Raw genomic sequence first — 14,192 nt, 5'->3', positions numbered from 1 at the left:
GGCGTCAGTCCCTCTCGCAGACGAAGATCGCGGTGCCGGGGATCAGGTTGCCGCGCAGCGGGGACCAGCCGCCCCACTCCTGCGTGTTCCAGGCGGGCCACTCCGGTTCCACCAGGTCGACCAGGCGGAACCCGCCCGCGACCACGTCGCGGACCCGGTCGCCGATGGTGCGGTGGTGCTCCACGTAGACGGCGCGGCCCTGCTCGTCCTGTTCGACGTAGGGGGTCCGGTCGAAGTAGGAGGCGGAGACGGAGAGCCCCTCCGGGCCGGGCTCGTCGGGGAAGGCCCAGCGGACGGGGTGGGTGACGGAGAAGACCCAGCGGCCGCCGGGGCGCAGGACGCGGTGGACCTCGCGCATGACGTTGACGGGGTCGGCAACGAAGGGGACGGCTCCGTACGCGGAACAGGCCAGGTCGAAGGAGGCGTCGCGGAAGGGGAGCCGCCCGGCGTCGGCTTCCACCAGGGGGAGGTCGTCGCCGATGCGCAGGGCGTGCTGGAGCTGGCGGTGGGAGAGGTCCAGCGCCACCGGGCGGGCGCCCCGGGCGGCCAGCCAGCGCGAGCACTGGGCGGCCCCGGCGCCGATCTCCAGGACGTCCTTGTCCTTCAGGGAGTCCGCCGGGCCGAGCAGCGCGGCGTCGGCCTCGTCCAGGCCCTCCGGACCCCAGACGAAGCGGTCGTCGCCGAGGAACGCTCCGTGTTCGCTCTGGTACTCGTCGGCGTTGCGGTCCCACCAGCCCCGGCTGGCCCGGCTGCTCTCCGCGTCGCCGGCGTCACGCCGGGTGGCCTCGGCGTCGTCGCCGGCGTCGCCGTCGGCTCCGTGGCCTTCTTCGGGGGCGTAGTCCTCTTGGTTCATGGGGCCTGTCGTCGTAGTCTGCGGAATGAGTTCGGAACCAGGCGGGGGAAGGGCCATCCGTGCCCGCCCGCCAACGAATTGTGCCGGATATGCGGTGATCCGCCCGGGGTGTGCGCCTTCGCGCATTGACCCTGTCCGGCTGCCCCCGTATGCTACAAGTTGCGCTGCGAGCCTGTGCTCCTCAGACCTAGCAGGCTGCGCTTGCATCTGTTGATGACCCCTCGGTTTTCGAGGCCCGGTCCGCTTCACGGCGGAGTTTGGGCTTCCTTGGCTGTCCGGCTTCTTCGGCAGATGCCGATAAGGGCTCCCGGCGTAGCAGTACCTACGACTTTCTGTCCGTAACCGGAGCCCTTTCCCACATGACGAGCAGCACCGAGACCACCTCTACCACCCCGCAGGTAGCGGTCAACGACATCGGTAACGAGGAAGCCTTCCTCGCCGCGATCGACGAGACGATCAAGTACTTCAACGACGGCGACATCGTCGACGGCGTCATCGTGAAGGTCGACCGGGACGAGGTCCTGCTCGACATCGGTTACAAGACCGAAGGCGTGATCCCGAGCCGTGAGCTCTCGATCAAGCACGACGTCGACCCGAACGAGGTCGTCAAGGTCGGCGACGAGATCGAGGCCCTGGTTCTCCAGAAGGAGGACAAGGAAGGCCGTCTGATCCTGTCCAAGAAGCGCGCTCAGTACGAGCGTGCCTGGGGCACGATCGAGAAGATCAAGGAAGAAGACGGCATCGTCACCGGTACCGTCATCGAGGTCGTCAAGGGTGGTCTCATCCTCGACATCGGCCTCCGTGGCTTCCTCCCGGCCTCCCTCGTCGAGATGCGCCGCGTCCGCGACCTCCAGCCCTACGTGGGCAAGGAGCTTGAGGCGAAGATCATCGAGCTGGACAAGAACCGCAACAACGTGGTCCTGTCCCGCCGTGCCTGGCTGGAGCAGACCCAGTCCGAGGTCCGCCAGACGTTCCTCACCACCCTGCAGAAGGGTCAGGTCCGCTCCGGCGTCGTTTCCTCGATCGTCAACTTCGGTGCCTTCGTGGACCTGGGTGGCGTCGACGGTCTCGTCCACGTCTCCGAGCTGTCCTGGAAGCACATCGACCACCCGTCCGAGGTTGTCGAGGTCGGCCAGGAAGTCACCGTCGAGGTCCTCGACGTCGACATGGACCGCGAGCGCGTCTCCCTGTCGCTGAAGGCGACGCAGGAAGACCCGTGGCAGCAGTTCGCCCGGACCCACCAGATCGGTCAGGTCGTCCCGGGTAAGGTCACCAAGCTGGTTCCGTTCGGTGCGTTCGTCCGCGTGGACGAGGGCATCGAGGGTCTGGTCCACATCTCCGAGCTGGCCGAGCGCCACGTGGAGATCCCGGAGCAGGTCGTCCAGGTCAACGACGAGATCTTCGTCAAGGTCATCGACATCGACCTTGAGCGTCGCCGGATCTCGCTGTCGCTGAAGCAGGCCAACGAGTCCTTCGGTGCCGACCCGGCGTCGGTCGAGTTCGACCCGACCCTGTACGGCATGGCCGCGTCCTACGACGACCAGGGCAACTACATCTACCCCGAGGGCTTCGACCCCGAGACCAACGACTGGCTCGAGGGCTACGAGACCCAGCGCGAGACGTGGGAGCGCCAGTACGCCGAGGCGCAGGTCCGCTTCGAGCAGCACCAGGCGCAGGTCATCAAGAGCCGCGAGGCCGACGAGGCCGCTGCTGCCGAGGGCGCTGCCGCCCCGGCCGCCGGTGGCAACGCCAGCGCGGGCATCTCGGGTGGTTCCTACTCCTCGGAGTCGGACGAGACCTCGGGCGCCCTGGCCTCCGACGAGGCCCTGGCCGCGCTCCGCGAGAAGCTGGCCGGCGGCCAGAGCTGATCGCAGCGCATCACACCCCGGTGTGAGCTGAGCTGAAGACAAGGCCCGTCCCCCCCCAGGGGGGCGGGCCTTGTTGCGTTCCTGTGAAAGGGGCCAACTGGGGAATGGGGCAGCCGTCTTGGACGTTGAGCGCAGAGAAGACGGCGAGGAGGAGTGGTGACGGTGCTCGATCCACAAGGTTTGTACGAATGGGATGCCAAGGGCCTGGCAGTGGCGGACCTGGCGCTCGCCCAGGACTCGGCCGGGCTGGTCATGCTCTACCACTTCGAGGGGTACATCGACGCAGGTGAGGCCGGGGAGCAGATCGTGGAGCGGCTGCTCGACACGCTGCCCCACCAGGTCGTGGCCCGGTTCGACGCGGACCGCCTGGTCGACTACCGCGCCCGGCGCCCGCTGCTGACGTTCCAGCGCGACCACTGGACCGAGTTCGAGGAACCCCGGCTTGAGGTGCGCCTCGTCCAGGACGCCACCGGCGCGCCGTTCCTCCTGCTCTCCGGCCCCGAGCCGGACGTCGAGTGGGAGCGCTTCGCGGTTGCCGTGCGGCAGATCGTCGAACGCCTCGGCGTCCGGCTCTCCGTCAACTTCCACGGCATCCCGATGGGCGTCCCGCACACCCGGCCCGTCGGGATCACCCCGCACGGCAACCGGACCGACCTCATGCCGGGGCACCGCAGCCCGTTCGACGAGGCCCAGGTGCCGGGCAGCGCGGAGTCCCTGGTGGAGTTCCGCCTCGGCCAGGCCGGGCACGACGTACTGGGTGTCGCCGCGCACGTCCCGCACTACGTGGCGCGCTCCCCGTACCCGGACGCCGCGCTGACGGTGCTGGAGGCGATCACGGCGGCGACCGGGCTGGTCCTGCCGGCGGTCGCGCACGCGCTGCGCACCGAGGCGCACCGCACCCAGACGGAGATCGACCGGCAGATCCGCGAGGGCGACGAGGAACTGGTCGCCCTGGTGCAGGGGCTGGAGCACCAGTACGACGCGGCGGCCGGCGCCGAGACGCGGGGCAACATGATCGCCGAGCCGCAGGAGATCCCCTCGGCGGACGAGATCGGCCGCGAGTTCGAGCGGTTCCTGGCGGAGCGCGAGGGCGAGGGCTGAGGGACACCCCTGGGGCCGAGGGGCCGAGGGGCCGAGGGGCAGGGGGCCGTACGGGGGCCGGGGCGCGGGGTCTAGTCTGCTGGGCATGTTGAAGGTGGGCCTGACAGGCGGAATCGGTGCCGGCAAGAGCGAGGTCTCGCGGCTGCTGGCGGGGTACGGGGCGGTCGTCGTGGACGCCGACCGCATCGCGCGGGAGGTCGTGGAACCCGGTACGCCCGGGCTCGCGGCCGTCGTGGCGGCCTTCGGGGAGTCCGTGCTGACCGCCGGGGGGACGCTGGACCGGCCGAAGCTCGGGTCGATCGTGTTCGCCGACCCGGCGAAGCTGCAGACCCTCAACGCGATCGTGCACCCGCTGGTCGGGGCCCGGTCGGCCGAGCTGGAGGCCGCAGCGGGGCCCGACGCGATCGTCGTGCACGACGTACCCCTGCTCGCCGAGAACGGCCTGGCGCCGCTGTACGACCTGGTGGTCGTGGTGGACGCCGCGCCCGCGACGCAGCTGGCCCGGCTGACCGCGCTGCGCGGGATGGCCGAGGACGAGGCGCGGGCCCGGATGGCCGCGCAGGCCACGCGCGAACAGCGGCTGGCGGTGGCCACCCTCGTGATCGACAACGACGGGCCGCTGGAGGCCCTGGAGCCGCAGGTGCGCACGGTGTGGGCGGAGCTCATGGAGCGGGAGGCGGCCGCCGGCGCCGCCACCGGTACGGCCGGTGCCACGGATGCAGCCGGTGCCACGGATGCCGCCGGTGGCCCCGAGGCCTGACGTGCACATGGAATAGCGGGCGGGGCGCGGGGCGTTGAACGCGCCTGCAGAGGGAAGGAACAGACCGTGTCCGACACCACGCCGCCGCCCATACCGGCACCGCCGCCTCCACCGTCCGGCTCGTCCCCGGAAACCCACGTCATCGACTACCGGGCCGCCGAGCAGCTGCTGGCCGCGCGGGACCCGCGGGGTGCCGTGAAGCTGCTCGACTCGGTCATCGCCGCCCACCCGGAGAACACGGCGGCCCGGCTGCTGCGGGCCCGCGCCTTCTTCGCCGCCGCCCAACTGCGTCCGGCGGAGCTGGAGTTCGAGCTGGTGCTGGAGCGGGAGCCGGACAACGCCTTCGCGCACTTCGCGCTGGCCCGCACCCACGAGCGCTCCGGCCGGCCCGAGCAGGCGCGCAAGCACTTCCGGCTCGCGGCGGCGCTCGACCCCCGGCCCGACTACCTGGCGGCGGCCCGCTTCGAGGAGTAGGCCGGCCCGGACCCTGACTCACCGGCCCTGACTCACCGGCCCTGCCTCACCGGCCGTGCGGGGGTTCGTACGGGGGGACGTCCCGGCCCGGCTGGTAGTGCGGGCCCTGGTGGATGTGGTGCAGGACCACGACCAGGTCCACGAGCGCGAGCACGGCGACAGCCCCGCATGCGGCCGCCCACCCGGGACGGCCGACCAGGGAGAACGCGGCCGTCCCGGCGACGGCCCAGACGAGCCCCCACAGGCTCAGCCAGAACCGCAGCCGCAGCGCACTGCGGGCAGTCACCGGCTCGTTCCCGGAACGCATGGCCATCGCCTCAGGTCCATGGTCCCACCGGCGGGGCCGTGGCGCGCAGGCGCGGTGGCGGGGCCGTCAGGGGGACGGGGCGGCACGTGCAGGCGGCACCCCGGCACTCCGGCGCCCTGGCGTCCCGGCGCCCTGGCGTCCTGGCGTCCTGGAGACCCGGCGCCCTGGCGTCCTGGCGTCCCGGCGTCCTGGCGACCTGGAGACCTGGAGACCTGACGTCCCGGCGTCCCGGCGTCCCGGCGACCTGGCGACCCGGCGCCCTTGCGCCTTGGCATCCTTGCACCTTGGCGATCCGGCACTCCGGCGACCCGGCGCCCTGGCACTCCGGCGACCTGGCGCCCCGGCACCTCGGCGCCAGGGCACTCCGGCACTTCGGCACTCCGGCACTTCGGCGCCACGGCGCCCCGGCACCCGGCGACCCGGCATTCCGGGCCGCGGGGTCGGCATCCGTGCAGCTCAGCGGCGTTGTCAGTGTCCGCGCCTAGACTTCGGGGGACGGGCGGACCGGTCTGGCCCGATGGCACCGAGGGGGAGGGGAGGCGACACCGTGACACCGCCGCAGCCGCTGGACGTGCTCCTGCGGTACCCCGCCGTGTTCCTCCCCGCCGCCGTCCCCCGCGAGGCCCGCATCGCCTTCTGGTCACCCGGCGGGGACGCCCTCCCCGAGCCCCCGGCCGGCACCCCGGGGACGCTCACGGTCGTACGGCCGCACGGCCAGGGCGTCCGCACCCGTACCGTCCCCTCCCTCGGCCTCTCCGTGGCCGACGCCCTGCCCCTGCTCGCCCGTGCCCCGCTCGGCGCCGGCACGCATCCGGCCACCCGCGCCTGGGGCACCGCCGCCCGCCACGGGCTCGTGCTGGTCGCCCGCGGCCGGCTGCTTCCCGGGGTCACCCCCGAGGGGATCGACGCCTGGCGGGCCGGCCCGCTCGACGCCGAGGACATCGGTCACCTGCGCGCGGTGGCCGCCGCACTCCCGCACGAGGGGTACGCCACCCCCCTGGCCGGGCGCCGCCCGCTCCAGTTGCCCGAACCGGAGGCCCTGGTCCGGGCGTTCCTCGATGCCGTCGCCGACTGCCTGCCCCGTACCCCGGCCGCGCCGGTGGCCGCCGGGCGGCCGTTCGCCGCGCGGGAGCCGCAGCGGGTGCCCGGGATACAGGACTGGGCCGCGCAGGTCGCGGCCGGCGCCGATGCCGGGGTGGGGATCTCGCTGCGGCTCGACCTGTCCTCCTTCCGCCTGTTCGACGAGGCGGAGGAGGAGGACACGCGGCGGGCGGGCGCCGCCGTCGTCCAGGTGCACAGCCTCGCCGATCCCACCCTCGTCACCGACGCCGGGCTGCTGTGGGCCGGAGCGGCCGCCGCCGGCTTCGGGCCGCGCGCCCGGATCGACGCCGTCCTGGCGCTGCGCCGGGCCGCCCGGATCTGGCCGCCGCTACTGCGCCTGCTGGACCAGCCCGTCCCCGATGCCCTGGCCCTCTCCGACCCCGAGCTCGAAGACCTGCTGGGTAGGGCCGCGGGCCGGCTGGCGGCCGCCGGCGTCCTGGTCCACTGGCCGCGCGAGCTCGCCCGTACGCTGTCCGCCACCGCGGTCGTACGGTCCACCGCGCCGGGCTCCGCCACCGACGGCACGGCCTTCTTCGACGCCCAGCACCTGTTCGCGTTCTCCTGGGAGCTCGCACTGGGCGGCGACCGGCTCACCCCCGGCGAGATGGACGCGCTGGCGCAGGCCCACCGGCCCGTGGTGCGGCTGCGGGACCAGTGGGTGCGCGTCGACCCCGAGCTGGTGCGCAAGGCGCGCAAGCGGGAGCTGGGGCTGCTGGACCCGGTGGATGCGCTGGCCACCGTACTGACGGGGACGGCCGAGGTGGAGGGTGAGCCGGTCGCGGCGGTCCCGGTGGGGGCGCTGGCCGCCCTGCGGGACCGGCTGACCGGCGAGCAGGCCCTGCTGCCGCAGCCCGCCGGGCTCAAGGCCACCCTGCGCGACTACCAGGCCCGCGGCCTGGCCTGGCTGGACCTGATGACATCGCTCGGCCTCGGCGGCTGCCTCGCCGACGACATGGGCCTGGGCAAGACGGTCACGCTGATCGCGCTGCACCTGCACCGGGACCGCCCCGAGCCGACGCTCGTCGTCTGCCCCGCGTCCCTGCTGGGCAACTGGCAGCGGGAGATCGAGAAGTTCGCGCCCGGGGTCGCCGTGCGCCGCTTCCACGGCGGCAGCCGCAGCCTCGACGGCCTGGCCGGCGGCTTCGTGCTCACCACGTACGGGACGATGCGCGCGAGCGCCGCCCGGCTGGCCGAGCAGCCCTGGGGCATGGTCGTCGCCGACGAGGCGCAGCACGTGAAGAACCCGCATTCGGCGACGGCGAAGGCGCTGCGCACGCTCCCGGCGCCGGCCCGCGTGGCGCTCACCGGCACCCCGGTGGAGAACAACCTCTCCGAGCTGTGGGCGCTGCTCGACTGGACCACGCCGGGGCTGCTGGGCCCGCTGACGGCGTTCCGGGCCCGGCACGCCCGCCCGGTGGAGCACCAGCAGGAGGAGGACGGCGGCAACGAGGCGGCGGTCGCCCGGCTGGCCGCGCTCGTACGGCCGTTCCTGCTGCGGCGCAAGAAGTCCGACCCGGGGATCGCCCCCGAGCTGCCCCCGAAGACGGAGACCGACCATCCGGTCTCCCTCACGCGCGAGCAGGCCTCGCTGTACCAGGCCGCGGTGGACGAGGCGATGGCCGTGATCGAGGCGAGCGAGGGCATCGAGCGGCGCGGCATGATCATGAAGCTGCTGGCCTCGCTCAAGCAGATCTGCAACCACCCCGCGCAGTACCTGAAGGAGGAGCAGCCCCGGATCCCGCACCGCTCGGGCAAACTGGCCCTGCTGGACGAGCTGCTGGACACGATCCTCGCGGAGGACGGCTCGGTGCTGGTCTTCACCCAGTACGTGACGATGGCCCGGATCATCGAACGGCACCTGGCGGCCCGGGGCATCGACCACCAGCTGCTCCACGGCGGAACCCCGGTGGCGCGCCGCGAGGAGCTCGTGGACCGCTTCCAGTCCGGCGAAGTCCCCGTCTTCCTGCTCTCGCTGAAGGCGGCGGGCACCGGGCTCAACCTCACGCGAGCCGGGCACGTCATCCACTTCGACCGCTGGTGGAACCCGGCCGTGGAGGAGCAGGCCACCGACCGCGCCTACCGGATCGGCCAGACCCAGCCCGTGCAGGTCCACCGGATCATCGCCGAGGGCACCGTGGAGGACCGGATCGCCGAGATGCTGGAGGCGAAGCGGGCCCTGGCCGACGCCGTGCTCGGCTCGGGCGAATCGGCGCTGACCGAGCTGACCGACCGCGAGCTGGCCGACCTCGTCTCCCTGCGGAGGCCCGCATGATCACCGCGCGCGACGACCGCCGCCGCACCTTCGAGACCGTGCCCGCCGGGGCGCAGGCCGCCAGCTGGTGGGGCAGGGCCTGGGTGTCGGCGCTCGAAGCGGTGTCCCGCGACCCGGCCCGCCTGGCCCGGGGCGGTGCGTACGCCTCCGAGGGCCATGTCCAGGCGGTCACCGTCACCCCGGGCCGGATCGTGGCGTACGTGCGGGGCAGCCGGGCCCGCCCGTACCGCACGGAGCTGGCCCTGAGCCCCCTCTCCGACACCGAGTGGAGCGAACTCCTGGAGGCGCTGGCCGGCGACCCCACGGCCCTCGCGAGCCTGCTTGAGCGAGAGGTTCCGCAGTCCCTGGCGCAGAGGCTCCTGCCCGGTGCGGGCGAGCTCGTCCCGCGCTGCTCCTGCCCGGACACCGCCCGTCCGCCCTGCAAGCACGCCGCGGCCCTCTGCTACCGGGCGGCCCGCCTCATCGACGAGGAGCCGTTCGTACTGCTGCTCCTGCGCGGCCGGGGCGAGCGGGAACTCCTCGATGAGTTGACCCGCCGCAATGCCGCCCACGCCGCCCGCGAACAGCCCGACACCGCATCGGACTTCCCCGGCGTGCCGGCCCGCGCCGTGCTGGCCCGCACCACCGGCCTGCCGCCGCTGCCGGCCCCGTTGGCCGCGCCCGCCGCCGCGGGCCTCCCGCCCGCCTACCCGGCCGACCCGGCGGCCCCAGACCCGCTGGCCCTGGACCAGCTCGCCACGGACGCCGCCGCCCGCGCCCTCGCGCTGCTCACCACCGCCGAGGACCCGATCGCCGGCCTCACCCTGTGGCAGGACGCCGTCCGCCTGGCCTCCGCACACCACACCGCCGGCCTCACCGGGGCGGCCCGCACCCTCTACCGGGACCTGGCCCGCGCCACCGGCCGCACCACCACCGACCTCGCCCGGGCCGCCGCGGCCTGGCGCCAGGGCGGGCGGCCCGCGCTCGCCGCGCTCGAAGAGCCCTGGGACCCCCCGGCGGGCCCCTTCGACCGGGCTCGCCCGGCACTCCTCGCCGCGTCGCAGGGCGCCTTCCGCCCCGAGCACAACCGCCTCACCGCGCACACCCGCCAGCTCAGGCTGGGCCGCGACGGCCTCTGGTACGCCTACGAGTCCCGCCCGGACACCGAGGACTGGTGGCCCACCGGGAAACCGTCCCCGGACCCGCTCACCGCCCTGCGCCACTGACTTCCGCCGCCCACCGCGTCAACGTGGTGAAGTCGCGCTCGCGCAGACCGTGGCGGGCGTGGATGCGCAGGAGGAGGGCCGGGGCCGGGTGGTGGGCCGCGATCCAGGCGCGGTCCTGCGGGGTGATCATGTCGTCGACCCAGGCGAAGGGGCGGCCCGCTGCCCAGTCGAGGAGCGGTCGGGTCTTCCAGAACAGACCGTCGGGGTCGTCGGCGAACAGTTCCGGCCACTCGATCACGGGAAGGTCGGCGGGTAGTCCGATGTGCGGGGCGATCATCGTGTTGGCCTGGTGCATCCAGGCGGTGGCCCACGTGAGTTCGAAGGGCAGGGCCAGCAGACGGGCACCGTGCGCGGGGTGCAGGCGGACCCGCAGCCCGCGCCGGGCGGTGCGCGAGTCCGGGTCCTGGTGGGACATCCAGTCGGCCGGACGCATCCGGTGACTCGTGTATCCCCGCAGGCCCGCCAGTCGGGACCGGAAGGGGTTGAGGGGGCCGTCCACGTCGAGGAGCAGGAGCGGGCGATCAGTCATGAAGTAGGCAGTACCCAGTACACGATGGGGTGAAATGCCTACCGGCTCTATAACCCGAATGGGTTTACCGCGTTGTTTCCGGTGCGGGTGCAACACCCGCGAACTCCTCCGGAAGGCAGGGAAACTGATGCGACACAGTCGTCGTAATGGCTTGATCGCGGCGGTGGTTGCGGGCGGTGGACTGGCGGCCGCGGGTGTCAGCGGATTCGCCTACGCCGATGCGGACGCGGGCGGGACGGCCGAGCGTTCGCCGGGGCTGCTGTCCGGGAACCTGGTGCAACTGCCGGTGCACACCCCGGTGAACGTGTGCGGTAACACCGTGAGCGTGATCGGCTTGCTCAACTCGGTCGCGGGCAACCGCTGTACCAACGACTCCGGCCGCAGCGGCGACGGGCGTTCGGGGACGGTGTCCTCGCATCCGTCGCAACCGGGATCCGGGAGCGCGGCCGGCAACGGGACCCGCTCGGGCGGGGGAGCCCACGCCGAGGGGCACGGAAAGGATTCGCCCGGGCTGCTGTCCGGCAACGGGATCCACCTCCCGGTCGATGTCCCGGTCAACCTCAGCGGCAACTCGGTCAACGTCGTCGGAATCGGCAACAGCGCCGCCGGCAACACCTCCGTCAACGGTGACGTGCCCAGAGGCGGCAAGCCGCCGCAGCCGCAGCCGCAGACGCCCGTCGTCGAGCAGCCCGTCACCCCGCCCGTCACCCCGCCCGTCACCCCGGCCGCGCCGCCGCAGCACGGCCCGGCGCTCGCCCACACCGGCTCCGACGGAGTCGGCTACCTGCTGCCCGGCGGCGGCGGGATGCTACTCGGCGGCGTGCTGCTCTACCGCCGCTTCCGCCTGCGGTAGTAGGCCGCAGGCTAGGGGCCCGACCCCGACCCGGACCCGCCCGCGGGCGCGAAGGCGGGCGCCGGCACGGAAACGGGCGGGCACGGCGAGGAGTCCGGTGGGGAAGTGGGCGGGGGCGGCGGAGCCGTGCGCCAGCCGCGCAGGATCGCGTCGATCCGCGCCGCCAGCCGGGCCCGGGCCGCGAACCGCGGGATGCCCGCCATCAGCAGGGCGTCGTACTCGGTGTCGGCGTGCCGCACCGCCGCCCGGACCGCCATCGACACCGCCTGTTCGTCCAGGGCCCGGCCGGCCGCCGTACGGCCCACCCGGCCGCTGCCGCGCACCGAGGCATGGCCGGCGATCGCCGCAGCCCGTTCGGCCGGGCAGCCGGGGAACAGCCGCCGGATCTCCGCGGCGAAGGCCGCGGTGAACCGGGTGTCCTCGACCGTGCGGCGCAGCCGGTCCCGCTCCCGGCGGCGGGCCCGGGCCTCGGCGTCCGCGAGGCAGGCGCGCTCAGCGCGCTCCAGCGCGGGGTCCTCGACCAGAAGCCCCTGGCGCTCGTAGCGCCGCCGCCGCTTGTTGAAGCGGACGACGACGGCGCAGAGCGAACTGCCCTCCCGGGCCCGCCGGGTGAGCGCGGCATCGCCGCGCGGTAGGTAGACCAGGTGTCCGAGGTCGGCACAGTCCAGGCAGCGGGGCACGCCGGCCTCGCGGACGAGATGCCGCAGCGGCCCCTGGCGGCACTGCGCGCAGTGGATCTGCTTCTGCGACTCGAACACCACGAGGCTCATGACGAGGTGATACCGCCGTCCGGTCGGCTTATCACCTCGCCACGAAGGGCGATCCGGGTTCCACCAACTCTCGCTGGATGTCCGGAAGTCCCTTACGGTGGGGCGTCGGGGCTGCGGAGGGCCGTGATGCCCGTGGGGGAGGGGCGCACACATGGCTGGACGGCAGACGACGGCACGGCTCGTGAGAGCCGCGGAAATCGCGGAAGTCGCAGCAGCGGCAGAAGGCGCGGAAGGCGCGGCGCAGCATCTCGCCGGCCGCGAGGTCGTCATAGAGCCCGGTGCCTGCACCGGCTGGCACTTCCACCGCGTTCCGCTGATCGCGCTCGTCAAGTCCGGGACGCTGACCCGGATCCTGTACGACAACTCGACCGTCGTGCACCGGCCCGGGACCAGCTTCGTCGAGCCGCCCGGCATCGAGCACCTCCACCTCGGCCGCAACCTCGGCACCGTGCCGGTCGTGCTGTACGTGACCTGCACGCTCGCTGAGGGCGAAGCCTTCTCCATACCCGCGGACGCCCCGCCCGGCGCCACCCCGTGCGCCTGCCGGGGCCTGCTCCTGTGAACCCGCCCCCTGTGAAACGGCCTTCCGCGAACCGGACTCCTGCGAACTACCCCGCTCAGACCAGGCGGCGTATCTCCCCGCGCACCCGGTAGAAACCTCCCGAGGCCGCGTGTAGCCCGTCCACCACGTACCGGGCCCCCGGCTCCCGGATCCCGCGCGGGAACTGCACGTTCCACGAGGGCTCGAAGCCGCCCGACACCACCTGCACCCGGACCCGGCCGCCCCGCTGCACGCACTCCACGACCACGCCGTCCGCGGGCGCCGCCGACACCGAGACCGTCGCCACCGCCGAGGCGGAAGCCGCCGGCGTGAACACGGGCAGCGCAGCTGCCGACTTCACATCCACGGCGGTCGGCACCGAGCCCCGCTGGGCCGCGAGGATCGCCGTCTCGCTCGCGTCCATGCAGATCAGGGACCCGTCCGTGGTGACCAGGTACAGCCGCTCGTCCAGGTACTGCATGGACAGGGCCGAACCGCCTCCCGTGCCCAGCTTCCACACCCGCCGCCCGTCGGCGTCGAAGCAGTACACCGAGGCGGCGTTGTCGGCGGCGAAAACGTGCCGCCCGTCCGGCGAGGTCGCGCACGCGTACACGGCGGAATCGCAACGGTACGAGGCCTCCTCGGCGCCCGTCGCCTTCGACAGCCGCTGCACGGTGTGGCGTCCGGTGCCCGCGTAGACCGCGTCGTCCTCCTGCCAACCGAAGAGCACGTTCCCATTGGTCGGCCGGTGCCACAACTGCGCCCCGCCGTCGGCCGCGTACGCCGTCACGCCCTTGTTGTGCCCGTGGTAGACCGCCCGCTCGTCCGCCCGGACCATCCACGCGTTGGCGCCCGACGACCGCCGCGACCACTGGAACTCGTCCTCGTGGTCGATGACCGTCAGACCGCCGTTGCAGTCGGACACGCTCAGTACGCCCTCGTGGATGTCGAGCCAGAAGATGTCCACGTCCGCCGCGATGTCGTAGGCGCCGAACGGCACCTTCGAGGACAGGTCGTACACCGTGCCGTCATCACAGCCCGCGTATATCCAGAAGTCGTCCGCCACCAGGCACTTCACCCCGTCCGGCAGCGAGTACCGGGCCAGTACCTCGCCCGCGTGGCTCAGCGTGTAGACGTCCCCCGCCTGGTTCCCCACCCAGCAGCGGTCCTCGTCCACATGGATCCCGAACGCCGAGGAGCCCGTACGGAACCGCCACAGCACCGGGGCCACCGCACGCGCCGTCGACGGCGCCGAGGCGACCTGGCGGCGCGTCACTGAACGGGGCGCGCGCTGACCGACCACGGCCGGCACGTACCCCTTGCGGACCTTCTCGCCGATCTTCTTGGCGGCGGCTGCCCGGGCCTTCTCGACGGTCGGGAACGACGAGCTCTGCAGCTGGCCGTCCGCGCCGATGCGCCCGTACCGCACCGAGACGGCCGTGCCGTCCACGGTGACCTCGTAGAACTTGTGCGCCCCGCCGCCGTCCTGCGACAGTTCCAGATACGTCGTCTCGCGAGCCATGACAGACCCCTCCCCAAGGTCGGGCCAACGGCTCCT

Annotated in this window: 13 protein-coding genes; 8 read left to right on the top strand and 5 right to left on the bottom strand. The window is 73.2% G+C overall.

The window, feature by feature from the left end:
* Positions 1-4: 4 nt before the first annotated feature.
* Positions 5-853 (bottom strand): class I SAM-dependent methyltransferase, encoded by an 849-nt coding sequence (locus tag OG974_RS13265; protein ID WP_327282894.1) that lies wholly within the window; start codon positions 851-853, stop codon positions 5-7.
* A 359-nt stretch (positions 854-1,212) separates the two neighbouring features.
* On the opposite strand from OG974_RS13265, the gene rpsA reads away from it, so the two are divergent.
* The 4 genes from rpsA (at position 1,213) to OG974_RS13245 (ending at position 5,056) form a co-directional block, all read left to right on the top strand.
* The gene (rpsA, locus tag OG974_RS13260) at positions 1,213-2,721 is read left to right on the top strand and encodes a 30S ribosomal protein S1 (protein WP_327282893.1); all 1,509 of its coding nucleotides are present in this window, start codon (positions 1,213-1,215) and stop codon (positions 2,719-2,721) included.
* Positions 2,722-2,883: 162 nt separating this feature from the next.
* Positions 2,884-3,822: a PAC2 family protein gene (locus tag OG974_RS13255; protein ID WP_327285608.1), complete on the top strand. Its 939-nt coding sequence runs from the start codon at positions 2,884-2,886 to the stop codon at positions 3,820-3,822.
* Between the two features lie 85 nt (positions 3,823-3,907).
* Positions 3,908-4,582, top strand: coding sequence for a dephospho-CoA kinase (gene coaE / locus OG974_RS13250; RefSeq protein ID WP_328762396.1), 675 nt, complete (start codon positions 3,908-3,910; stop codon positions 4,580-4,582).
* Positions 4,583-4,648: 66 nt separating this feature from the next.
* Positions 4,649-5,056, top strand: coding sequence for a tetratricopeptide repeat protein (locus OG974_RS13245; RefSeq protein ID WP_327282891.1), 408 nt, complete (start codon positions 4,649-4,651; stop codon positions 5,054-5,056).
* 46 nt (positions 5,057-5,102) lie between these two features.
* On the opposite strand, the gene OG974_RS13240 is transcribed toward OG974_RS13245, so the two are convergent.
* Positions 5,103-5,363 carry a DUF6343 family protein gene (locus OG974_RS13240; RefSeq protein ID WP_327282890.1) on the bottom strand — a complete coding sequence of 87 codons (261 nt, stop codon included), beginning with the start codon at positions 5,361-5,363 and terminating at the stop codon, positions 5,103-5,105.
* Positions 5,364-5,880: 517 nt separating this feature from the next.
* Here OG974_RS13240 and OG974_RS13235 point away from each other — a divergent pair.
* Positions 5,881-8,736 (top strand): DEAD/DEAH box helicase, encoded by a 2,856-nt coding sequence (locus OG974_RS13235; protein WP_371646554.1) that lies wholly within the window; start codon positions 5,881-5,883, stop codon positions 8,734-8,736.
* Positions 8,733-9,941, top strand: coding sequence for an SWIM zinc finger family protein (locus OG974_RS13230; protein WP_327282888.1), 1,209 nt, complete (start codon positions 8,733-8,735; stop codon positions 9,939-9,941). The genes OG974_RS13235 and OG974_RS13230 overlap by 4 nt, the downstream gene beginning before the upstream one ends.
* Here OG974_RS13230 and OG974_RS13225 read toward each other — a convergent pair.
* Positions 9,922-10,470: a hypothetical protein gene (locus tag OG974_RS13225; RefSeq protein ID WP_327282887.1), complete on the bottom strand. Its 549-nt coding sequence runs from the start codon at positions 10,468-10,470 to the stop codon at positions 9,922-9,924. The two genes, OG974_RS13230 and OG974_RS13225, sit on opposite strands and share 20 nt — an antisense overlap.
* Positions 10,471-10,597: 127 nt before the next feature.
* Between OG974_RS13225 and OG974_RS13220 the strand changes: the two genes are divergently transcribed.
* Complete coding sequence (locus OG974_RS13220) at positions 10,598-11,323, top strand: chaplin (RefSeq protein ID WP_371646551.1); 726 nt, start codon at positions 10,598-10,600, stop codon at positions 11,321-11,323.
* Positions 11,324-11,334: 11 nt separating this feature from the next.
* Here the strand turns inward: OG974_RS13220 and OG974_RS13215 are convergent, their stop codons facing one another.
* On the bottom strand, positions 11,335-12,093 hold the full coding sequence (locus OG974_RS13215) for a DUF2293 domain-containing protein (RefSeq protein ID WP_328762392.1): 759 nt from the start codon (positions 12,091-12,093) through the stop codon (positions 11,335-11,337).
* A 151-nt stretch (positions 12,094-12,244) separates the two neighbouring features.
* Here OG974_RS13215 and OG974_RS13210 point away from each other — a divergent pair, with 151 nt between their 5' ends.
* Positions 12,245-12,655, top strand: a complete 411-nt coding sequence (locus OG974_RS13210) for a cupin domain-containing protein (protein WP_327282885.1) — start codon at positions 12,245-12,247, stop codon at positions 12,653-12,655.
* Between the two features lie 55 nt (positions 12,656-12,710).
* Here OG974_RS13210 and OG974_RS13205 read toward each other — a convergent pair whose 3' ends face one another.
* Positions 12,711-14,156, bottom strand: coding sequence for a WGR domain-containing protein (locus OG974_RS13205; RefSeq protein WP_327282884.1), 1,446 nt, complete (start codon positions 14,154-14,156; stop codon positions 12,711-12,713).
* Between the last annotated feature and the right edge of the window lie 36 nt (positions 14,157-14,192).

Source organism: Streptomyces sp. NBC_00597 (assembly GCF_041431095.1).
Classification (GTDB): Bacteria; Actinomycetota; Actinomycetes; order Streptomycetales; family Streptomycetaceae; genus Streptomyces.
This window is presented reverse-complemented; position numbering and strand designations above follow the sequence as displayed.

Excerpts from the sequence above, each read along its gene's own strand:
- OG974_RS13265 (WP_327282894.1), bottom strand. The coding sequence starts at position 853 with ATGAACCAAGAGGACTACGCCCCCGAAGAAGGCCACGGAGCCGACGGC.
- rpsA (WP_327282893.1), top strand. The coding sequence starts at position 1,213 with ATGACGAGCAGCACCGAGACCACCTCTACCACCCCGCAGGTAGCGGTC.
- coaE (WP_328762396.1), top strand. The coding sequence starts at position 3,908 with ATGTTGAAGGTGGGCCTGACAGGCGGAATCGGTGCCGGCAAGAGCGAG.
- OG974_RS13240 (WP_327282890.1), bottom strand. The coding sequence starts at position 5,363 with ATGCGTTCCGGGAACGAGCCGGTGACTGCCCGCAGTGCGCTGCGGCTG.
- OG974_RS13235 (WP_371646554.1), top strand. The coding sequence starts at position 5,881 with ATGGCACCGAGGGGGAGGGGAGGCGACACCGTGACACCGCCGCAGCCG.
- OG974_RS13230 (WP_327282888.1), top strand. The coding sequence starts at position 8,733 with ATGATCACCGCGCGCGACGACCGCCGCCGCACCTTCGAGACCGTGCCC.
- OG974_RS13225 (WP_327282887.1), bottom strand. The coding sequence starts at position 10,470 with ATGACTGATCGCCCGCTCCTGCTCCTCGACGTGGACGGCCCCCTCAAC.
- OG974_RS13220 (WP_371646551.1), top strand. The coding sequence starts at position 10,598 with ATGCGACACAGTCGTCGTAATGGCTTGATCGCGGCGGTGGTTGCGGGC.
- OG974_RS13215 (WP_328762392.1), bottom strand. The coding sequence starts at position 12,093 with ATGAGCCTCGTGGTGTTCGAGTCGCAGAAGCAGATCCACTGCGCGCAG.
- OG974_RS13210 (WP_327282885.1), top strand. The coding sequence starts at position 12,245 with ATGGCTGGACGGCAGACGACGGCACGGCTCGTGAGAGCCGCGGAAATC.
- OG974_RS13205 (WP_327282884.1), bottom strand. The coding sequence starts at position 14,156 with ATGGCTCGCGAGACGACGTATCTGGAACTGTCGCAGGACGGCGGCGGG.